Source organism: Selenomonas sputigena (assembly GCF_026015965.1).
Lineage (GTDB): Bacteria > Bacillota > Negativicutes > Selenomonadales > Selenomonadaceae > Selenomonas.
Window position 1 is genome coordinate 1,554,185 of sequence record NZ_CP110383.1, and the last position, 20,897, is coordinate 1,575,081.

The window sequence follows — 20,897 nt, forward strand, 5'->3', positions numbered from 1 at the left end:
TTCCCACCGCAGCAGGTGCATCCCATCTCATTGGAAATACTCGGCAATTCCCGCCGCGATGCCCTGCGCGGCATTCTCCACGCCTTCCTCCGAATTCATCATCTGCTCCTCGCGCGGATTGGAAACAAAGGCTGTCTCCAGGAGCATCGCGGGCATATCCGTATGACGGCACACATAGAAGGCGCACGGCTTCGTGCCGCGGTCGAGCGTACCGAGACGGCGCAGCACGCCGCGCTTGACGCAGTCGGCAAGGCGCGTGCTGTCAGCCGATCCCATCTCGTAATAGTAGCCCGTCGTGCCGTGCGCTTCAGGCCCGGAGAAAGCATCGAGATGTATGCTGAGGAAGATGTCCGCCGAATTTTGATTCGCGATGTCACAGCGAGCCTGCAGTTCCTCCACATCCGTCGCCTTCGCCTTCTTCGGCGAAACCTCCGTGTCCTCCGTGCGCGTCAGAATGACCTCTGCACCCTCAGCTTCCAAGAGCGTCTTGAGTCTTTTCGCGATGCGGAGCGCGATGCTCTTTTCCGTCACGCCCGTCGGCCCGATGGCGCCCGTGTCGCTGCCGCCGTGCCCGGGATCGAGAACGATGCGTTTGCCGTCAATGCCTGGCGCTGCGCTGCTCTGGCTTCTCGGACGCGCCGGCACGGAGGCCGCCCCTGCGGAAGACGCATCATCCGATCCCCCCGCCGAGTCCGCTTCTCCCGACGGATTCCTCCCGCGCTCGAAATCGATGTTCGAGCCGCCCGAAGAAGCTCCTCCTGCGGAAGACGCGCTGCTGCCCGAAAGATTGCCAAAGTCCATGACCACGCGGTACGGCACAGGGCCGCCTTCCAGAGAGAACACGTCGTAATTACCGCTGCTCTTGTACATCTCTGTCTCCACGACGATGCGCACCGTAGTCGGATCGAACTGCCCGAGGCGCACCTTCGTCGCGAACTGGCTCTCGATCTTCTGGCTCTTTGCAACAGAAGGCGAGAGGCGTGCGCCTGAGAGGTCAACGACGACACGCCCGGGCGAGGCGAGCGTCATCGACTTGTAGTCAACCTCGCCGTCCGCATCGACGACGATGCGGACCTTCTCCTTGTCCGCATGGACGCGCACGTTCTTGATCTGAGCCAAAGGCGCCGCCTGCGCTGTCGGAAATGCCGGGAAGCTCAAGAAAAAAGCGCCCGCAGCGAAAACGAAAAAGAAAAGCCAACGAAACGACACGTTCATGCGAACCCCTCCTGTCAAACCTCAAAGCATGTTGCGCAGGAACGCCTGCGTACGCTCTTCCTGCGGCTGTTGGAAAAGGTCTCGGGGCTTCCCCTGCTCCACGATCGTACCGTCCGCCATGAACACCACTTGCTGCGAAACCTCACGCGCGAACGCCATCTCATGCGTCACGACGACCATCGTCATGTGCTCTGCCGCCAACTCACGCATCGTCTTCAAGACCTCGCCCGTGAGTTCAGGATCGAGCGCCGACGTCGGCTCATCGAACAGCATGATCTCAGGACGCATGGCAAGCGCGCGCGCGATGGCGACACGCTGCTGCTGCCCGCCCGACAGGCGCGCAGGGTAGGCGTCTCGCTTGTCAAAAAGTCCGACCTTTCGGAGAAGTTCCTCCGCCGTCGGCAGGATTTCCTCGCGCTTCATACCCTTAACCTCGACAGGTGCCTCCAATAGATTCTGCAGCACCGTCATGTGCGGAAAGAGGTTGAACTGCTGAAAGACCATGCCCATCTTCAACAAAAGGGTGCGGCACTTCCCGCTCGAAGCGTACTCCGTATGACCGGCCTCGTTCTCCGCAGCGAGGAAATCCCCATCGATCTCGATCGAACCCTTGTCGATGTCCTCGAGCCGATTGATGCAGCGCAGCAGCGTCGACTTGCCTGAGCCTGAAGGCCCGATGATGGAAAGCGTCTCGCCGCGTTTCGCCACGAGGTCGATGCCGCGCAGTACCTCGTTTGCCCCGAAGCTCTTACGGATGCCGTGCATGCGAATTGCCGGCTCATTCATCGTACTTGCCATAGTACGCCTCCAATTTCTTGAATCCCCACGTAAGAACGAACGTCATCGCGAGATAGAAGACAGCCGCCACGAAGAACGGCGTCATGTCGAACTCACGCTGCACGATCGTGCGCGCCACGCGCAGGAGATCGTTCATCGCCAGAATGTAGATGAGCGACGTATCCTTGACGAGGTTGATCGTCTCGTTGCTCACAGGCGGCAGAACATGGCGGATCATCTGCGGCACGATGATGCGCCGCATCGTCTGCGTGTACGTCATGCCGAGCGACTTCGCTGCTTCATACTGCCCGCGCCCGATCGACTGGATGCCCGCGCGGAAGATTTCCGCGAAGTACGCTGCATAGTTGAGCGTAAACGCGAGGAGCGCCGCCGCGATGTCGGGCAGACGTATGCCGACCATCGGCAGGGCGAAGTAGACGAAGAGAAGCTGCAGCATCAGCGGCGTGCCGCGCATGAGCCAGATGTAGAACTCCATCAAAAGGCGCAAAGGCCCGAGCTTCGATATGCGGCAGAGCGCGACAAGAAGCCCCAAAGGCAGTGACAAGAGGAGCGTCACGCAGAAGATTTCCAGCGTGATTTGTGCGCCCTCCATCATCAAGAGCGCCGTCCCCATGATTTGTTCCATAGATTTCTCTCCTTATTTTCGGAAGCATCGCTTTTTGCGCCGCTCCAACGATTGCCCCTCTATCTTATCACAAATTTTCCCTTTCGCCCATATTTTTAGGAGAAAATAGATATGCAGCATAGGAAAACATACGAAGTGCCCGCCGTCCGCATGGACTGTCGCAAGTATGCCCATGCGCACATTTTATCGCCAAAACATATCATCTGCGGACATATCCCAAGCCGTCGGCACAGCAATCGTCCCGCCTCTTCTTCTCTGATGGATAAAATATTTTTATAAAAGCAACATTTTCTTTTGACCCATATGCGCATAATATGTATAATATAAATAGGAGGAGGGACCGCGATGAGATTCAAGGAATTTGAACGAATCATCAAAAAGGACGGTTGGTATTTCGACAGCTCCAACGGCTCGCACATGCACTACAAGCATCCAGAGAAGAAGGGAAAAATCACGATACCGAATCACCCTGGCAACCTCGACCCAAAAACCGTTAAATCTGTCTTGCGGATGGCAGGCTTGCAATAACAGCCCGTCTCCGAAAGGAGGCTTCTATATGAACCTGGTATATCCCGCCGTATTTTATCCCTGCGAAGTGAATCCTGGCTTTACCGTCATCGTCCCCGACCTGCCCGGCTGCATAAGCGAGGGCGGTTCTCTCTCCGAGGCCATTGCCATGGGCGAGGATGCCGCCTCGGGATGGATTCTCGGCGAGCTTGAGGATGGCAACGAAGTGCCGCCCGCAAGCAATATCGCGGACATTCATCCCGATCCCGAGATTGGTGAAGGCTTCGTCAGCCTACTCTCGCTCGACATGGATGCCTACGCCGCCAAGTACGGCAGCAAATCCGTCCGCAAAAATCTCACGATTCCCGCATGGCTCAACACCTTCGCCGAAGCCGAGCAGCTCAACATCTCCAAAGTCCTGCAAGACGCGCTCACTGACCTGTACGAGAAGAGAGGATTTCGCACATAAATCAAACGCTCGGCGTTATATCGCTCAACTCATGCAACAACCCCGTTTCTATTCCTAAAAAAAGAAGCCGCCCCGCAGGACGGCTTCTTTTTTCGGAAGTGCAACAGCATCTTCCAACAATATCACATATAATCGACCGGCGTCTTCTTCTTCGCCTGCTTGAGCATGCCGAGCTTCGCGGCAATCCATTCCACGATGACGTAGAACACGGGGATCAAGAACACGCCGAGAATCGTCGCGAAAAGCATGCCGCCAACGACGGCGACGCCCATGCCGTTTCTCGCAGAAGCGCCTGCACCCGTAGCAAAGGCCAGCGGCAGGCAGCCGATGATGAACGCGAAGCTCGTCATGAGGATCGGGCGCAGGCGCAGACCCGCCGCCTCGATCGCCGCCTTGACCGGCTCCATGCCTCGGTCGACGCGCACCTTCGCGAATTCGACGATGAGGATCGCGTTCTTCGCCGCCAGACCGATGATCATGATGATGCCGATCTGCATGTAGATGCTGTCCTGCAGCCCCGAATTCATGTGGTGGAACAGGATCATGCCGCCCATGCCGAGCACGTACTCGGAAAGGAGTGCGCCCAGGATGCCCGTAGGCACTGTCAAAAGCACGGCAAACGGCACGCTCCAGCTCTCGTAGAGAGCTGCGAGGCACAAGAACACGAAGACGAGGCACAAGGCGAGCACGCGAAGCGTCGAGCTTCCCGCCGTCTTCTCCTCGCGGCTCTGCCCCGACCACTCGATGTTGAAGCCCGCGGGAGCCACTTCAGAGACGACCTCTTCCGCCGCACGCATCGCGTCGCCCGAGCTGTAGCCCGAGGCGGCGTTGCCCTGGATCTGAACAGCACGCGCCGAGTTGAAGCGCGAAATGATCGGTGCGCCCGTGCCGCGCTTCGGCTTCAGGAGCGTGTCAAGCGGCACCATCGTGCCCGCGCTCGACCTGACGAAGATGAAGCGCGTCGCCTCCACCTCCGAGCGATACGGCATATCCGCCTGCATCATGACCTTGTAGGTACGGCCGAACTGGTTGAAGTCATTGACCTGATAGCCGCCGAAGTTGACCTGCAGAGCCGTGAACACGTCGCTCATCTGCACGCCGAGCTGCTTGACCTTCTCGCGGTCGATCTCGAAGTCGTAAATCGGCGAATTGACGCTGTACGTCGTCCGCACACCCTGCAGCTCGGGACGCTGGTTCATCGCCTGCACGATCTGCTTCGTGATCGTATCAAGCTCCTCGTCCGTATGCCCCGACATATCCTGCAGCTGCATCGTCCAGCCGCCGACCATGCCGAGTCCCGGCAGCGCCGGCATGTTGAACGCGATGACCTGCGACTCAGGCGCGACCTTCGCGCCAATGCCGAAGGTCTTGCCGATGAGCATGTTGATATTCGTCTCCACCGTCGTGCGCTCACTCCACGGATCGAGTCCGACGAAGATCGTGCCTGCGCTCGACTTCGCGCCGAAGGACAGGATATCGAAACCGTTGATGGCCATGACCATATCGACGCCGGGCAGTTCCTTGAGAGAAGCCTGGACTTTATCTATGCTCTCCTGCGTGACGTTGGTCGACGTTCCGGGCGGCAGACTTACGGAAACGATATAAAATCCCTGATCCTCATCGGGCACGAAGGTCGACGGCATGTGCTTGTAGACGATCGCCGTAAGGGCGCAGACAAGCACCATGAAGAGAATGGCGAAACGCGACTTGCGGATCATCTTGGCGACAATGCCCAAGTAGCCGCTCTTCGTCTTGTCAAACCATCTATTGAAGCCGGTGAAGAAGCGATCGAGAATGCCCTCCTTGTCTGCCTTGTCCTTCGCGTGCGGCTTCAAGATCAAAGCGCAAAGAGCCGGCGTCAAGGACAGGGCAACAAAGGCCGAGATTGCCATGGAAATGGCGATGGTCAAGGCGAACTGCTTGTAGAGCACGCCCATCATGCCGCCCAAGAAGGCGACGGGGACGAAGACGGCGGCGAGCACGAAGGCGATCGCCACGACAGGCCCCTGCACCTCGTCCATCGCGCGCTCCGTCGCATCGATGACGTTCAGCCCCTCCTCCATGTGGTGCTCGACATTCTCGATGACGACGATGGCATCATCGACGACGAGACCGATGGCGAGAACCATCGCGAAGAGCGTCAATGTGTTGATGCTGAAGTCAAGCGCGATGAACGCGATGAACGTGCCGATCAAGGATACAGGCACAGCCAGGAGCGGAATCAGCGTCGCGCGCCAGCTCTGCAGGAACACGAAGATGACGAGCACGACGAGAAGAAGCGCCTCGACGAAGGTGTGGACGACTTCCGTGATGGACTCACGGATATAGTTCGTGCTATCGACGATCGTATCGCAGCGCATCTCGGGCGGGAAGTTCGGCCGCGCCTCGTCGATGACCTGTTTGACAGCGGCGACCGTCTGCATGGCATTGGCGTCGCTCGTGAGCTGGACGCCCATGGCAAGCGCCGGATGTCCGTTCGCTTTGGCAACGATGTTGTTCGTCTTCGCGCCCGTCTCGACGCGCGCGACATCCTTGAGGCGCACGAAGCTGCCATCACCTGAGGCGCGCACGATGATATTGCCGAACTGCTCGGGCGTCACGAGACGACCGTTGACCTTGCCCGTCGCCTGCTTCTCCTGCATCTCGGGCACAGGCATCGCGCCGATCGTACCCGCCGGCGCCTGCATGTTCTGCTCCTTGATCGCGGCTGCGACATCGGAGACCGTGAGCCCGAGCTCTGCGAGCTTGTCGGGATTGAGCCAGACGCGCATCGAATAGTCCGAGCCGAAGATCTGGACGTCGCCGACGCCATGCACGCGCTTGATCTTATCGAGGAGATAGATCGTCGCATAGTTCTTGAGGAACGTGCTGTCGTAGAGGTCGCTATCCGAATAGATGGAGACCATCATCGCCATGTCGTTCGACGCCTTCTTCGTCGTGACGCCGACCGTCTTGACGTCGTCGGGCAGGCTCGCCGTCGCCACGGCAACATTGTTCTGCACCTTGACCGAATCCATGTCGCCGTCCGATCCGGTCTCGAACGTGACCGTCAAACTGTAGCGCCCCGTGTCGTCCGAGTTGGAGCTCATGTAGTCCATGCCCTGCGTGCCGTTGACCTGATCCTCAATGATCTGCGCGACCGTCTGATTGACGACGCTCGCGCTCGCACCCGTGTACGACGTGCCGACGGTGACCGTCGGCGGCGAGATCTGCGGGTACTGCGCGATCGGCAGCTGAAGTCCCGCGATGACGCCGCAGATGACGATCAAAAGCGCGATGACGATGGCAAAAATCGGCCGATGGATAAAAAACTTTGCCAAGCTTATGCCCTCCTATGCCTATTTGCCCAACGTGCTCACACTGGAATCAAATGCCTTCATATCGTTTTCGAGCGAGAAGCCCATGTCGGCTGCCGTGACCTCCGTCGGAGAAAGCTCGACACCCTCCTGCAGGTTCGTCAGACCTTCGACGACGACGAGATCATTCGCGGAAATGCCGTCCTTGATGATGTAGAAGCTGCCCACCTTGTCGCCGAGCGTCACGGTGCGCGCCTTCGACTTGCCGTCCTCCATGACCATCACGAAGGACTTGTCAAGAAGCTGCTGCACGGCGCGCTCGGGCACGAGGATGGCGTTCGGCACCGTCTGTCCCGAGATCTTCACGCGTGCAAACATGCCGGGCAGCAACAGGCCGCCGGGATTGTCGAAGAGCGCCTTGATCTTCAAGGTTCCTGTATTGTCCTTCAAGGCGCGGTCCGTCTCGACGATGCGCCCGTCGATCGGATATGCCGTGCCATCCGCAAGCGTCAGCGACACGCGCGCCGAAGGAGCGCCTTCGCCGCGCATAGCGGCGCCCATGAACTTCAAGTAATCCGTCTCACTGATGCTGAACGTCGCGTAGACGGGATCGTTCGTGCCGACCGTCACGAGCGTCGTATTGCCCGCCGTGACGAACGTGCCGACGGCAACATCGTCGACGGCGAGCTGCCCCGTCATCGGCGCGTAGATCGTCGTATCGGCAAGATCCTGCTGCGCGCGGCGAAGGAGCGCGGCATTCGCCTCAGCCGCCGACTCGTAGGCGCTGACGTTCGCACGCTGCGTCGCCACCGTCTGTTCGGGAATCGCCGCTGCCTCGTAGAGAGCCTCATAGCGCGAGAGATCGACGCGTGCGTTGCTCAGCGTCGCCTCCGTCTGCGCGAGCGCTGCCTGTGCCTGCCAGACAGCGGACTCGTACTGACGCGAGTCGATGCGATAGAGCGCCTGCCCCGCTGTGACGAAGTCGCCGCCCTTCACATACTTCTCGACGACGGCGCCCGAAACCTTCGACTGCACCTTGACCTCGTCCTTGCCTGCAATCTGCCCCGCATACTCGCTCGTGATTGGTGCATCCTGCTGCATGGCCTTCATGACCTTGACCTGCGCCGGTCCCTTCTGCATGCCCTGCTGTCCGCCGCAGCCGCTCAAGAGCACGGCGAAAGAGAGAACGGATGCCACTAAAAGCATGGAAAAACCGACCGTTTTCTTCTGTAGGAAAAACAAGATTCCTCTGCCCCCTTCTTCCCCTCGCCTGCTTTCCGAGACTGCGGGGCGCTTCAAAAAATTTTCATCTTTCGGAAGGGCAAACCCGCCCTTATAACTCTCAATAGTATATGAAAGAAATGGAAAAGTCAAGAAAAAGAAAGGGCAGGGAAAGCCGTGAAACGACTGTCGCCCTGCCCTGAGGAAGCGCGAAGAAATTCCGTGCCAATCGGACGGCCTTCCCTCTTTCGCACCTCTCCGAGAAGTCCTTATTCCTCCTCGACTTTCCGTTCTTCCATCATCTTCTGAAGACGCTGCATGTCCTCCATCGTCGGCATGCCCTGGATGCCGACTTCCTTCGCGAACTCCTTGAGCACCTTCAAGGACGGCATACCGCCCTTCGCCATCTTCTGCATGCGCTGCATCATCTCAATGGACGGTACGCCGTTCATGCCGACGCCGTGCATTTTTTCCTTCGCTTCGCCATGCTTCTTGTCCTGCGCCGCGATGCGCTCAACGCTCATCTCGTTCTCGCCCGTCAGCAGGTACTGTATGCACTCGACCGTCGTCTGCGCGATATTGACCTCCCAGAACTTGCCCGCGACCGTCAGCTCGTACTGCACGCCGTTGAAGGTGACGAGTCCACGCTCTGCCCAAAGCTCATAGAGCCAGTGCAGGTCTTCGAGACGCGCGTCCATCGCCGTGAGGCGCGAGACATCCATCCAGCCGTATTCCAACATGTTGACGGCGCAGTTGGAAAACGGCTGGATCTCCGACTGCTTGACGAGACCCATGATGGGCTTCTGATTGCTCGCCACGAGCATGGCGTATGGCTGCAACACGCGATGCAGCATGACGGCATAGCCTTCGAGGAAGCCGCCCGCGCTGCTGCCGAAGGGGAACATCGGCGCGCCCTTCTTCGCAAGCGCGTTGTAGAGGCTGCGCTCGCGGTTGCTGCTCGCCCAGTGGCACATGCTGAGCTGACGCCAGCCGCGCTTCTTCATGTAGTCGTGCGCGAAGGCGTACATCTTCGCCTGCTCCTTCGTCGTCGCCGCAGGAGCGAGCTTGCCCTCGGCGATGCGCTTGTTGAGGTCGCTTCCTTCATAGACGTTAAGCTGGTAGAAGTCCGCGCCGTCGATACCCGAGGCGATGAGGTCGTCGAGATCGTGCTGCCAGACCTCTATCGACTGACCGGGCAGGCCGAAGATGAGGTCGAGCACGACCGAGCACTGCTCGTAAGACTTCAGAAGTTTGAGCCGTCCGAGGACTTCCTCCCTCGTCTCGATCCTGCCCTGCGACTGACGCACCTTCGTATCGAAGGACTGCACACCGAGCGAGATGCGGTTGACGCCGTTCGCGAGCCACGCCTCGATCTTCTCGGGCACGAGGTCATGGATGCGGCCTTCGAGCGTCAGCTCGTAGTCGTTCGCCAAGGGCAGAACGCGGCGCAGCGTGCTGAGGACGCGCGCGGCGTTTTCCGCCGAAAGCGACGTCGGCGTACCGCCGCCGATGAAGACGGCGTGTATGAGGCCGCCCTTGAGGCGCGGCGCGTCCGCGGACGCCTCGATCTCCTCGATCAGAGCCTCGACGTAGTCGTCCTCCGCCGACTGATGCGCGGCGTTCTGAAAGAAGCCGCAGTAGAGGCACTTCGTCTTGCAGAACGGAATGTGGATGTATGCCGTCTGCACCTCGCCCTTTTTCGCGGGCGTGTTCATGATGGTGCGCCACGTATCCTGCGCCTCAGCGGGCGGCACGACCTCGCCGCGCACGCCCGCATGGACGACGCGCTTTCTTGGGAACGCTTCCGTCAGCGGATCGCCCGACGCCCTGCCGAACTGCAGCTCGCGCTGCTCCTCGGTATCGGCATCAAACATATCTTTCAATTTATAAGCCATTACGCTTCACCTCATGAAATCTTCGCCATCGTCTCCTCGGCGAACTTCTTCGCCGCCGCCAAGTCCGCCTCATCGGGATGCTTCGCCGCCTCGGCATGAAGCGCATCGCGTTCGGGCGACTGCCCATGGGCATGCCCTTTCGGATACATCTTGTACATCATCTCGATGACCTTGGGATCGACAGCGCCCTGGCAGATAAACTTGCCGACAGGCGTCTTGCCCTCGGGCAGAAGCTCTGCCGCCTTGTCCAGGCTCTCGGCTGCATGGGGCGACTTCGGATTCGCACCGAGCGTCGCGAAGAGCGCCACATGCTTATTCCTCAGCTTCGGCAAAAGATCCGCCGTCGCCTTGTCCGCCGTGCCGCGGTCAACCCAGAAGCCGACGAATACGCAGTCGTAGTCGGCGAGATCGGCGGGCACGTCCTTGACGGAGACCGCCTCGGTTCCTGCAGGCAGACCACTCGCAATCGCCTCACCGACCTTCTTTGTGTTTCCTGTAAGGGACGAATAAATTACTATTGTACGCATATAGACATCTCCTTTTCTGTTCCATTCTGTAAAAACTCTTTGATCTTCAGGGCATATGTTCAGCCATCATACGAAGCGGCATGACGCGCTTTTTCACCCACTTCCCATGACAACGCCATATACACTGCTTTCAGCACACGGAAAAATCCGCTCGCTTCTCATGTTCTAATTCAAATTAAATCGTACAGGAACTGTAATCGGAACATCGTGACCAGTGGGATTCGGATAACTCCCGACAGCTCGTACAGCTGCAACGGCTGCATCATCAAGCATATCATACCCCGATGAAGCGTTTAGAAAAACGCCGACAACACTTCCACCAGTCGTCACGGTGCATCCTACCGAAGCAGACCCTTCCAAATGTCGTTTTATTGCCATATACGGATATTCTTTGTTTGCATCCACTGCAGCCCAGAAGCCAGATTCATCAAAGGGCGCAGTCCCCGTCCCAGCGACATTAGCGTCACCGCTGCCCTGTCCGTTGCCCGAGCCATTGCCCGTACCATGTCCCGAGCCGGTTCCGTCACCGCTGCCTGAACCGCTGCCCGTACCATCGCCCGAGCCGCTGCCGGAGCCGCTGCCCGTACCGGAGCCGCTTCCATCACCACCGCCGGAGACAGCGCTCGAACCCGCCGAAGCAGCTGTGCTGGACGTATTTGCCGCCGGCGTCGCATCGGAAGCCGAAGTCGTCGCCGGCGGAGGCATCTGCACAGCTTCCGGCTTGGTCACGGCTTCCGCTTCGGCAGCAAACGTCTGCGCCTGCTGCACAGTTTCCACACGTTTCGTCATCTCTTCTTCCTTCAGAGGCTCTGGGAAGGCCGCAAGGGAGCCACCTCCTCCGCCACCCTCATGTCCACTGCCCTGGCTGAAATCCGATGTGGCAAGATCGACGACATAGGTTTGCTGCTCCTTTTCTGCAACGACTTGCGCCAACCCCAAGGCAAAGAACAGAGCAATCACGATGTGAAGCAAGATGGAAACACCATACGCTTTTATCCATGAAAGATTTTGCTCCATATTCCATCCCTTCCGTCATTTCTGTTCTGCAGCGATCGACAGGCGTTTTACTCCCGCTTGCTTCAGCATATCCATGACAACTACGACCTGCCCATGCGCCGTGCGCTTGTCTGCCTGTAAAACGACAGCCGCATTCGCATTTTCCTGCATATGCCGTTTCATAATATCCGAGGATTCCTGAATGCTCACGGGCTTATTGTCGATCGTGATGTGACCTTCCTCGTCGAGCGTCATAATGATCGGCATTTGTGCCGGCGCCGACGCGCTCTGCGCCTGAGGCAGCTGCACGGCAAGCGCCTTCTGCGCGACCGTCTGCAGGCTGTTCATCATGAAGAACACGAGCAGGAAGAAGATGATGTCAATCATCGGGATGATCATAAAGACCGGCTTTTTTCCCTTACGATGCTTGCTGAAGTTCATGCCTCATCCCAACTTTCTTTTTTCGCCCCGAGGACCGTCGAGCAAAGGCGCTCCGTGTCCGTGACGAGCGTATCGAGCTGATGATCGAAGTACGTATAGAAGCAGAAGGCGATGATCGCCACGCAAAGTCCGCTCGCCGTCGCAACAAGCGCCTCGCCGACGCCGCCCGTGATCGCTCCTGCACCACCGCCGTTATCCAGCACACTGAAGGTCTGAATCATACCTGTGACCGTGCCCAAAAGCCCCAAAAGAGGCGCGATCGTGACGATGGCGCTGAGATAGTCAAGGTAGCGATGGAAGCTGATCGACTCCATCGACATACGATCCTCAAACGCACTCTTCATCGCTGCTTCCGACTGATCATGCGCCATGCCCTGTCCGATGACGCGGCTCAAAGCCGATGGGAACTCCGAACAAAGCTGGCGCACGACATCCCAATCCTTCGCCGCAGCCGCATGATAGACGCCGTGGAAGAAGGTCTTCGATCCCTTGCGATTATTGCGGAAATAATAGAACCTCTCGATCGCAATCGCCAATGTGATCAGCGAGAGGATGAGCAACGGATACATGACGAAACCACCACTATTAAAAAGATGAATAAAATTTTCCATTTCTCAACCACTCCTTAAAAATCAAAAATATTCTTGGCCGCTGCATGAAGTCAAGCTTCGCTGTAAATCATGCAGCGCCCCTTGCCAACTTAAAACATCAGAAAGTCATTCTCATGCCGAGACGGTAGATGCGCCCGCCTAGGCCGAGATAGGGATCGTACGTGTTGAAGACATTCGTGATGCCCGCATAGACCGTCGCGTTCTTCGTGACGTCCTTTTCAAACATCAGATTCCAAACACCGTAGTTCTTTTCTCGAGCAACCTTTTCACGCGTGAAGTCGTGCTGAATCCCGCCCTTCACATGGGTATTTGCCTCAGTTTCCGTGGGGAAAAGATGATACACTTCGCCCGTATTGGGATTCTTAAATGTATAATGAGACGTCTCCGTGATTGTATTGCCATTTGCATCCAGCAGCCGTCCCGTAATGATGCGGTCACGAATATCAAGGTAGTTTCGCGTATAGTCGCCCCAGAAAGTAGCACGCCAACCGTTCTTGCGATCGTTGTAGTTCAGGGCGAGGTTGAACATGTGACGGCCACGCCCTTCAAGGCGCTTTCCCGACTGACGATCATAAGCGTCGAGATAGGTATAGCCCGCCTTGATACTGAAATTGCTCGAAAACTCGTGTGTCACCTCCGCTTCAATGCCTTGCGTACGTGCCTTGGAGATATTCTTGTAGGTATAAACATCGTCGGTAGCAGGAACGTTTGACACCATCGACATTTCATCTAAGATATTGTCCTCAATGTACTGCCAGTCGGGAGCGGATTCAACCATGGCTACTAGGGTGTCATAGTCATAAAATCCATATAGGCTCGGATAAAGTGTCAGCGGATCATAATATGTGCGGCCATAGAGGTTCTTGCTCTGCTTCTCTCCTATATACATGATCTGCATATAGTCCTTATAATCATTGCGGAAGAGCGTGAGCTTCGCGCTCGTCTTCTTGCCAAAATCCTTTTCGACAGAAACATCCATATTGACCGCCTTTTCCGGCTTGAGTTCGGGATTGCCCTCAAACAGCCAGCCGTTGCGGATCGGCGGCTTCGGATTCAGCGACGGCTCGTACATCTCCCAGTCATGGTAAAGCTCGGCGATGCCTCCCGTCGCGAAGCTCGTACCGATGTTCGCCTTGACGCGCAAATCGGGGCGCACCTTGTACGTCGCACCGATGGACGGTGAAAGATTCACGCCGAAATGACTGTGATTCGTATAGCGCAACGAGGGTACGACGAGAAGGTTCTTCCCGACCTGCCAACTGTCCATGACATAGGCGCTGTAGTAGTTCAGCGAAGTTTCATAAATATTGCCAGTATGGGAACGTATATTGGGATCCGACGGATCGTCTGGATTCGGAAAGCTATATTTTCTTGTTTCCTGACGAGCCGCCTGTCCATCTATTCTGATACGCGTTCCCTCTCCGCTTTCATCATGATAATCCGCGCCGACAGTCACATAGTGCTTGTCATTCGCCATGAGACCGAGCGACGCCTCCAGAACCCTGTCCTTACGATTGAAAACATCAAAATAGAAATGATGATAGGAAATGCCCCTGCCAAAGACACGATAAGTTACGTCGGAATCATGTTCTGTCGAATAGAGACGTATGCGATAATCCGCACGACTTGTCTGCTTCTTCCAGTCAACGCTGAAGTTATTGCGCCATGCATCCTCTGCCGCCATCATGTCGATCACTCTGCCGCGCGTGAACCTTCCGAGTGTCGTATCCTTCTTCAAATCCTCCGTCTGATGATCCGCAGAAATCGTAAGCGTTTCATCCTTGCCAAGCGTAAACTCGACGCGTGCCCCCATCGGATTACGCTTGCCATAGTACTGCATAGATGTCCCATCGTTATCGTAGAGAAAAGGGGCGGTCTTGTTCTGTCCATAGAAGAAGTCCATGTACGTCCCGCCTCCGAGATCGCCCGTAGCATAACTAATGTTGTGGTTATACTGGCTGCCGCCCTGATCGAGCCACGAGCCTTCCGTCATCAGTTTGACGCCCGCCTTATGCGGCATCTTCGTAACGATATTGATGACGCCGCCGATGGCGTCGGCGCCATAGCGTGCCGTGCCCGAGCCGCGGATAACCTCGATGTGATCGATATTGTCGACACCGATGCGGTTTGCCTCGTCCGTCGCACCGTAATACTTGCTGAGGCCGCCTGCAAGCCGCCTGCCGTCGACGAGGATCAGCGTATGCCGCGCTTCCGCGCCGCGAATCGCGATCGTCTTGCGCCCCATGTTGTCCGTGCCCATCTGAATGTCCTGCTCGGCAGCCAGCGCGTCGGAGAGCGTGCGCGCCCCCTTGCGGTCGAGATCCTCTCGCGTGATGATGGTCTTCGTCTCCGGTTCCTCCTTGAGAAGTTCCTTCTCATAGTTCGCCTCGACATCAACTGTTTTCGTCGTCACATGTTCAGAAGAAGAACTATTATCCCCTTCCGCTGCACAAAGCGCTGAAGATCCCCAAAGCATCCATATCGCTGCACCAAGTGCCGCATACCTGCGCTTTCTCAGCCTGTTCCTCATTCTCATTCCATTGCCTCCATTCGCAAAAGTGAACGGCGTACATCCTTGAACGCCATTCATTATTATAAATATCATTAATGATATGCTGTAATTCTAACAATATAGAAAAAGATTGTCAATATCTTTATTTCACTTTTTTAGAATAATTTTCGTCGTATTTAAAAATTATAATAAATGATAAAATCCCTATTTCTCTTGCAGCATAGAGATATGAGATCAATTATATAAGAAGCGCTGAAAATATATTTATTTCAAATTCCAATTATAAAAATGAACCTATTTCATTTATGAATAAATTTCATTTATGTATACCTATTATCTTGTTTCAATGCAAACAAAAAAGCTGCACACAGGTCTTTCCAGACCCATGCACAGCCCCTTCCTTCAGATATTTATAGACTTTTCAAAGCTTCTTCATCTTGCGCAGCGCTTCTCGCGCAGCGCCTTGCTCGGCTTCCTTCTTGTTGCGACCCTTGCCCGTGCCGTAGACCGCATCGTTAATGCGCACGGCAAACTCAAAAGTCTTGTCGTGGTCGGGTCCCGTTTCCGTCAGAAGCTCGTAGGCGATCTTGCTGTCGACGTGCTTCTGCACGACTTCCTGCAAGGTCGTCTTGTAGTCTTTCATGTTCTCGCCGCTGTCGATGGTCAGAAGTTCATCGTGCAGCTGCTTGAGGACGTAGTCGTATGCTGTTTGCCAGCCGCAGTCGAGGTAAATCGCACCGATGACCGCCTCGAAGGCGTCGGCGAGCATCGACGGGCGATGTCCGCCACCCATCGACGCCTCGCCGTGACCGAGCAGCAGGTATTCGCCGAGCTTCAATTCCGCCGCGCGACGCGAGAGCGTCGCCTCGCGCACGATGGAAGCGCGCGCCTTTGTCAACTCGCCTTCCGGCCGCTTGGGAAAGCGCTCGAAGAGATAAGTGCTCGTCGCCAGCTCCAGAACCGCATCTCCCAAGAACTCCAGGCGCTCGTTGTGTACGACGCCCTTGTTCTTCGACTCGTTCGCGTAGGAGGTATGCGTAAGCGCCTCATGCAGCAGCACGATGTTTTGAAACTCTATGCCGAGATGGTCGGAAAGCTCTAGAAGAGCCTCCCGGCGCGTTTTGGACAAAACCTCCGACGCCTTCTTCATGACGGAAACTTCTTCAGTACGAGGCAGGCGTTATGACCGCCGAAGCCAAAAGAATTGGAAATCGCCGCGCGCACCTTTTTCGCCTTCGCCTTGTTCGGCACATAGTCAAGGTCAAGCCCCTCGTCAGGGGTTTCATAATTGATCGTCGGCGGCAGCATGTCGTTTTCAACAGCGAGCGCCGTCGCAATGCACTCGACGCCGCCGGCAGCACCGAGGAGATGACCCGTCATGGACTTGATGGAACTGACGGAAACGTCCTTCGCCGCTGCGCCGAACGTCGTTTTGATCGCCTCCGTCTCGCCCTGGTCGTTCATATGCGTCGACGTGCCGTGCGCATTGACGTAGTCGATGTCCGCAGGAGAGAGTCCCGCATCCTCTATGGCACGCGCCATGCACTTCGCCTGATATTCGCCGTGCGGCGCAGGGCTTGTGACGTGGTAGGCATCGGCGTTCGCGCCGTAGCCGACAAGTTCGGCGTAGATGTGCGCACCGCGCTTTTCGGCATGCTCCAGGCTTTCCAGGACGACGAGACCCGCGCCCTCGCCCATGACGAAGCCGCTACGGTTCTTGTCGAAGGGGCGCGAGGCGTGCGCTGGATCGTCGTTGTGATCGGCGCAAAGAGCCTTCATCGCACAGAAGCCCGCGACGGCGGCCTCCGAGATGCTAGCCTCCGTACCGCCGGCGACGGCGACGTCCGCCTTGCCGATCTCGATGGCGCGGAACGCATGACCGATGCAGTCCGTACCCGTTGCGCAGGCCGTCACGATGCACGCAGAAGGACCGTGCAGGCCGTAAGTGATGGCGACCTGTCCAGCTGCCATGTTCGCAATCATCATCGGGATGAAGAACGGGCTGATCTTCGACGGTCCCTTGTCAAAGAGTTTCTGATACTGGCTGTGCATCGTCTCGATGCCGCCGATGCCGGCGCCAATGAACGTGCCGATGCGCTCCCTGTCCTCTTTTTCAAGATCGAGCTTCGCATCCTCAATGGCAAGCTTCGCCGCCGCGACGGCGAACTGCGTATAGCGATCCATACGCTTCGCTTCCTTCTTGTCGATGTACGCGGCAGGATCGAAGTCCGTGACCTCGCCCGCAATCTGCGCGTGGCAGCCCGATGCATCGAAATGCGTGATCTTATCGATGCCGTTCTTTCCTGCAAGAAGCGCCTGCCAGAAGGCTTCCTTGCCGATGCCGATCGGCGTGATCGCACCCAGACCCGTTATGACTACACGATTGCTCAAGCTATGACACCTCACTCTGTCTTTCCATAAAAACTATTTCCTCTGTCTCATGAAACTTCCTAACCGATGGCCGCAACCTCGGCGGTCAACCGGTGGAAGATCTCCTTGACCGAAAGGATCTCCTTGATGCGGGAGATGTACTCGCCCGTGAATACGAGTCCTGTTTCCACATCGCCTTGTTCGGCACGAATGAGCGCACGAATGATGCAGAAATTGTGCGCACATTCCTTGAGACAGTTGTCGCACTTCTTGGGCGGCACATTGCCCTTGAGGATGCGCTCCGCGAAAGGATTGCGGACAGCTCGCCCCGGCAGCCCCACGGGGCTGTGGATGAGGACGACGTCCTCGGGCTGCGCCTTCAAGTAAAACTCCTTCAATGCGGGAGCCGCATTCGATTCCTCGCTCGCGGCGAAGCGCGACCCCATCTGCACGCCGTTGGCGCCCATCTTTATGAGATCAACAATGTCCTGACCCGTGAGAACGCCGCCCGCCGCTATGACGGGGATGTCTACGGCTTTGCGGACGTCGGGTATCAGTTCGCGCACGGAGGTGTCCGTACCGAGGTGACCGCCGGCTTCCTTGCCTTCGACGACGATCGCCGAGGCGCCAAGACGCTGTGAAATTTTCGCAAGTTTAACAGAGGAGACAATGGGCACGATCGGCGTTCCCGACTCCTTGCCCAGACCGAACACGTCGCGCGAAAAGCCTGCGCCTGCCACGACGAGGTCGATGCCCTCGCTGATTGCCGTCTTCACAACCCGGGCGAATTCCCGCGCCGCCACCATGATGTTAATGCCGATGACGCCCTTCGTCAAAGAGCGCGCCAGTCGGATCTCATAGCGCAGTTCTTCATCGCTCAAGCCCGAAGCGGCGATGAGGCCGATGCCCCCCTGACTGGCCACAGCGGCCGCCAGTTTTGCCGTCGATAGGCGAATCGCCATGCCACCTTGGATGATGGGAATCTTTGCTATCTTTTCGCCAATTTTCAGCTCCGGAAGCTTCAACTTCACTCCTCCAATCGAGGGAAGGTCTGATATCTGAGCTTCCCTAGAATATTTCTCTTTCTTGCGGAAGCTCCGATAAATTCAGCCACCCATCTTCGCACATCTGCACTGTCCTCTCGTCGTCGACAAATCCTCGACGTAGCACCGCTACGCCTGCGGTTTGTCTCCTCGATAGATACAGCGCATCTGTGCAAATCTGGGCGACCTCATTTTATCATCGCTTCCTTGAGAAAATCCCGTGAAGAAACTTCACGGGATTTTCTTCAAGAAAGGCAAGACGAGCATAAGAATTTACTTGCCCTCGTCTTCTTTGTGCTGGTCAATGTAAGTTACGACATCCTGAACGGTCTTGATCTTTTCCGCTGCCTCGTCCGGAATCTCGATCCCGAACTCCTCCTCGAATGCCATGATGAGCTCAACGATGTCAAGGGAATCTGCTCCCAGATCGTCAATAAAAGTAGAATCGATGGAAACCTCATCCGCCTCGACGCCGAGCTGCTCCACAACGATATCTTTCACTTTATCAAAAGTCGCCACTACAATTCACCTCCCTCCGTTGCCTCTTCTCGGGATTCACTGCCTTTTTCAATGTTTCCCTCTATATTTATATCACATGACCATGCCGCCGTCTACATTGACGACCTGTCCCGTGATATAGGACGCTTGATCCGATGCGAGGAAAAGGACGGCACTCGCCACGTCCTCCGGCTCTCCCATTCTGCCGAGCGGGATGTCCGTGAGCATCTTCTCCTTGACGGATTCCGGCAATCCCGCCGTCATATCCGTACCGATGAAGCCCGGCGCGACGACGTTGACCGTGATACCGCGCGACGCGAGTTCCTTCGCCGCCGACTTCGAGAAGCCGATGACACCAGCCTTTGCTGCCGCATAGTTCGTCTGTCCAGCGTTGCCCACGAGGCCGACGACGGACGCCATGTTGACGATGCGGCCCGAACGCTTCTTCATCATGAGCTTTGAGATCGCCTTCGTGCAGTAGAACACACCCTTGAGATTCGTATCCAGAACCTTCGCGAAGTCCTCATCCTTCATGCGCATGAGCAAGGTGTCGCGCGTGATACCAGCATTGTTCACAAGGATGTCGATCGTGCCGAATTCCTTGACCACATTGGCGACCATCGCCTCGACAGCCGCGCTGTCCGCAATATCCGCCTGGCAAAGGATCGCCGTGCCGCCCGCCGCCTCGATTGCAGCCTTGACTTCCTCGGCGGCCTTGACATTACCCGCATAGTTGATGGCAACGCGTGCGCCCTCAGCCGCGAGGCAGAGGGCGATAGCGCGTCCGATGCCGCGCGACGCGCCCGTCACGAGCGCCGTCTTGCCGTCTAAAAGCATATTAGCGAACCTCCCTGAAATAGTCAAGCGTTTTTTGCAAAGTTTCCAGATTTTCGACGTTCATGCTCGTGAGTTTGCGGTCGATGCGCTTGTTGAAGCCACAAAGCGTCTTGCCGGGACCCGCCTCGACAAAGGTGTCCGCGCCGAATTCCTTCATCTTTAAGACGCAGTCCTCCCACTTCACGGGACTTGCTGCCTGCTTGACGAGACTCTCCTTGATGTCCGCCGCCTTCGTGAGGATCTCAGCCGAGACATTGGCGACAACGGGGATCTTCGCATCGCGAATCTCGACCTTGTCAAGTTCTGCAGCGAGTTTTTCTGCTGCCGGCTGCATCAAGGTGCTGTGGAACGGCGCACTGACGGGCAAGATTACGCTCTTTCTCGCGCCCGCCTCATCCAAGAGAGCCGCCGCCTTCTCGACGCCCGCCATCGTTCCCGCGATGACGATCTGCCCGGGGCAATTGAAGTTGACCGCCTGCACGGCGCCGACGTCCGCCGAGACCTTCTCGCAGACCTCGACGATCTTTTCGCGCTCAAGCCCCATGACGGCTGCCATGCCGCCCTCGCCGACCGGGACGGCTTCCTGCATGAAGGAGCCGCGCTTATGGACGAGGAGTACGGCATCGGAGAAGTCGAGCACGTCGGCTGCGACGAGCGCCGAGTATTCGCCGAGACTATGTCCGCCCGTGATCTCGGGCTGGATTCCATGCTCCTTGAGGATCTCGTTTGCGATCACGCTGACGGCAAGGATCGCCGGCTGCGTGTTCGCCGTCAGGCGCAGATCCCCTTCCGGGCCATTGAAGCACATCTCCATGATGGAGTAGCCGAGCGCCTCGTCCGCTTCGCGAAACAATTTCTTCGCCACATCATACTTCTCGTAGAAATCCTTGCCCATGCCGACCTGCTGGGCGCCCTGCCCCGGGAATACGAATGCGAGCTTGTTCATCGAACCGACCTCTCTTTCCTTTAGGAATGGCTGATACATTCAGCCAGCCACCTTCACGCACCTGCGCAAATCTGGGCGGCTTCATTTTAT

General features: G+C 57.0%; 19 protein-coding genes. 2 read left to right on the forward strand and 17 right to left on the reverse strand.

Annotated features, from left to right (window positions below):
• Nucleotides 1-27: 27 nt before the first annotated feature.
• From OL236_RS07615 to OL236_RS07625, 3 genes are read right to left on the reverse strand one after another with little or no spacing between them, the layout of a single operon-like run.
• Nucleotides 28-1,215, reverse strand: coding sequence for an N-acetylmuramoyl-L-alanine amidase (locus tag OL236_RS07615; protein ID WP_265070148.1), 1,188 nt, complete (start codon nucleotides 1,213-1,215; stop codon nucleotides 28-30).
• Nucleotides 1,216-1,236: 21 nt separating this feature from the next.
• A complete protein-coding gene (locus OL236_RS07620; protein ID WP_265070149.1) occupies nucleotides 1,237-2,013 on the reverse strand; it encodes an amino acid ABC transporter ATP-binding protein in 777 nt (258 codons plus the stop codon).
• Complete coding sequence (locus OL236_RS07625) at nucleotides 1,994-2,638, reverse strand: amino acid ABC transporter permease (protein WP_009644920.1); 645 nt, start codon at nucleotides 2,636-2,638, stop codon at nucleotides 1,994-1,996. The genes OL236_RS07620 and OL236_RS07625 overlap by 20 nt, the downstream gene beginning before the upstream one ends.
• A gap of 345 nt (nucleotides 2,639-2,983) precedes the next feature.
• Here OL236_RS07625 and OL236_RS07630 point away from each other — a divergent pair, with 345 nt between their 5' ends.
• Together OL236_RS07630 and OL236_RS07635 are read left to right on the forward strand one after the other, a co-directional pair.
• Nucleotides 2,984-3,166 carry a type II toxin-antitoxin system HicA family toxin gene (locus tag OL236_RS07630; RefSeq protein WP_265070150.1) on the forward strand — a complete coding sequence of 61 codons (183 nt, stop codon included), beginning with the start codon at nucleotides 2,984-2,986 and terminating at the stop codon, nucleotides 3,164-3,166.
• Between the two features lie 28 nt (nucleotides 3,167-3,194).
• Entirely contained in the window at nucleotides 3,195-3,614 is a 420-nt protein-coding gene (locus OL236_RS07635; RefSeq protein WP_265070151.1) for a type II toxin-antitoxin system HicB family antitoxin, read from the forward strand.
• Between the two features lie 122 nt (nucleotides 3,615-3,736).
• Here OL236_RS07635 and OL236_RS07640 read toward each other — a convergent pair whose 3' ends face one another.
• From OL236_RS07640 to fabD, 14 genes are all read right to left on the reverse strand, one after another.
• Nucleotides 3,737-6,934, reverse strand: a complete 3,198-nt coding sequence (locus tag OL236_RS07640) for an efflux RND transporter permease subunit (RefSeq protein ID WP_265070152.1) — start codon at nucleotides 6,932-6,934, stop codon at nucleotides 3,737-3,739.
• Nucleotides 6,935-6,952: 18 nt separating this feature from the next.
• A complete protein-coding gene (locus OL236_RS07645; RefSeq protein ID WP_265070153.1) occupies nucleotides 6,953-8,116 on the reverse strand; it encodes an efflux RND transporter periplasmic adaptor subunit in 1,164 nt (387 codons plus the stop codon).
• Nucleotides 8,117-8,400: 284 nt separating this feature from the next.
• Complete coding sequence (gene hutW, locus OL236_RS07650) at nucleotides 8,401-10,026, reverse strand: heme anaerobic degradation radical SAM methyltransferase ChuW/HutW (protein ID WP_265070154.1); 1,626 nt, start codon at nucleotides 10,024-10,026, stop codon at nucleotides 8,401-8,403.
• Between the two features lie 11 nt (nucleotides 10,027-10,037).
• Entirely contained in the window at nucleotides 10,038-10,553 is a 516-nt protein-coding gene (locus OL236_RS07655) for a flavodoxin family protein (RefSeq protein WP_265070155.1), read from the reverse strand.
• A 165-nt stretch (nucleotides 10,554-10,718) separates the two neighbouring features.
• Nucleotides 10,719-11,570: a TonB family protein gene (locus OL236_RS07660; RefSeq protein ID WP_009645001.1), complete on the reverse strand. Its 852-nt coding sequence runs from the start codon at nucleotides 11,568-11,570 to the stop codon at nucleotides 10,719-10,721.
• A gap of 15 nt (nucleotides 11,571-11,585) precedes the next feature.
• Nucleotides 11,586-11,990 carry an ExbD/TolR family protein gene (locus OL236_RS07665; RefSeq protein WP_265070156.1) on the reverse strand — a complete coding sequence of 135 codons (405 nt, stop codon included), beginning with the start codon at nucleotides 11,988-11,990 and terminating at the stop codon, nucleotides 11,586-11,588.
• Nucleotides 11,987-12,601, reverse strand: a complete 615-nt coding sequence (locus OL236_RS07670) for a MotA/TolQ/ExbB proton channel family protein (RefSeq protein ID WP_009644946.1) — start codon at nucleotides 12,599-12,601, stop codon at nucleotides 11,987-11,989. Before OL236_RS07670 ends, OL236_RS07665 begins: the two co-directional genes overlap by 4 nt.
• A 97-nt stretch (nucleotides 12,602-12,698) precedes the next feature.
• Nucleotides 12,699-15,137, reverse strand: coding sequence for a TonB-dependent receptor plug domain-containing protein (locus OL236_RS07675; RefSeq protein ID WP_265070157.1), 2,439 nt, complete (start codon nucleotides 15,135-15,137; stop codon nucleotides 12,699-12,701).
• A 397-nt stretch (nucleotides 15,138-15,534) separates the two neighbouring features.
• Nucleotides 15,535-16,263 carry a ribonuclease III gene (rnc, locus tag OL236_RS07680; RefSeq protein ID WP_265070158.1) on the reverse strand — a complete coding sequence of 243 codons (729 nt, stop codon included), beginning with the start codon at nucleotides 16,261-16,263 and terminating at the stop codon, nucleotides 15,535-15,537.
• On the reverse strand, nucleotides 16,260-17,504 hold the full coding sequence (gene fabF, locus OL236_RS07685; protein WP_265070159.1) for a beta-ketoacyl-ACP synthase II: 1,245 nt from the start codon (nucleotides 17,502-17,504) through the stop codon (nucleotides 16,260-16,262). The genes rnc and fabF overlap by 4 nt, the downstream gene beginning before the upstream one ends.
• Before the next feature lie 59 nt (nucleotides 17,505-17,563).
• On the reverse strand, nucleotides 17,564-18,508 hold the full coding sequence (locus OL236_RS07690) for an NAD(P)H-dependent flavin oxidoreductase (protein ID WP_009644958.1): 945 nt from the start codon (nucleotides 18,506-18,508) through the stop codon (nucleotides 17,564-17,566).
• A gap of 291 nt (nucleotides 18,509-18,799) precedes the next feature.
• Nucleotides 18,800-19,045, reverse strand: coding sequence for an acyl carrier protein (locus tag OL236_RS07695; RefSeq protein ID WP_006191257.1), 246 nt, complete (start codon nucleotides 19,043-19,045; stop codon nucleotides 18,800-18,802).
• Between the two features lie 72 nt (nucleotides 19,046-19,117).
• Complete coding sequence (fabG, locus tag OL236_RS07700) at nucleotides 19,118-19,861, reverse strand: 3-oxoacyl-[acyl-carrier-protein] reductase (RefSeq protein WP_009644971.1); 744 nt, start codon at nucleotides 19,859-19,861, stop codon at nucleotides 19,118-19,120.
• Nucleotide 19,862: 1 nt separating this feature from the next.
• Nucleotides 19,863-20,807 (reverse strand): ACP S-malonyltransferase, encoded by a 945-nt coding sequence (gene fabD, locus OL236_RS07705; RefSeq protein WP_265071805.1) that lies wholly within the window; start codon nucleotides 20,805-20,807, stop codon nucleotides 19,863-19,865.
• Nucleotides 20,808-20,897 lie beyond the last annotated feature (90 nt).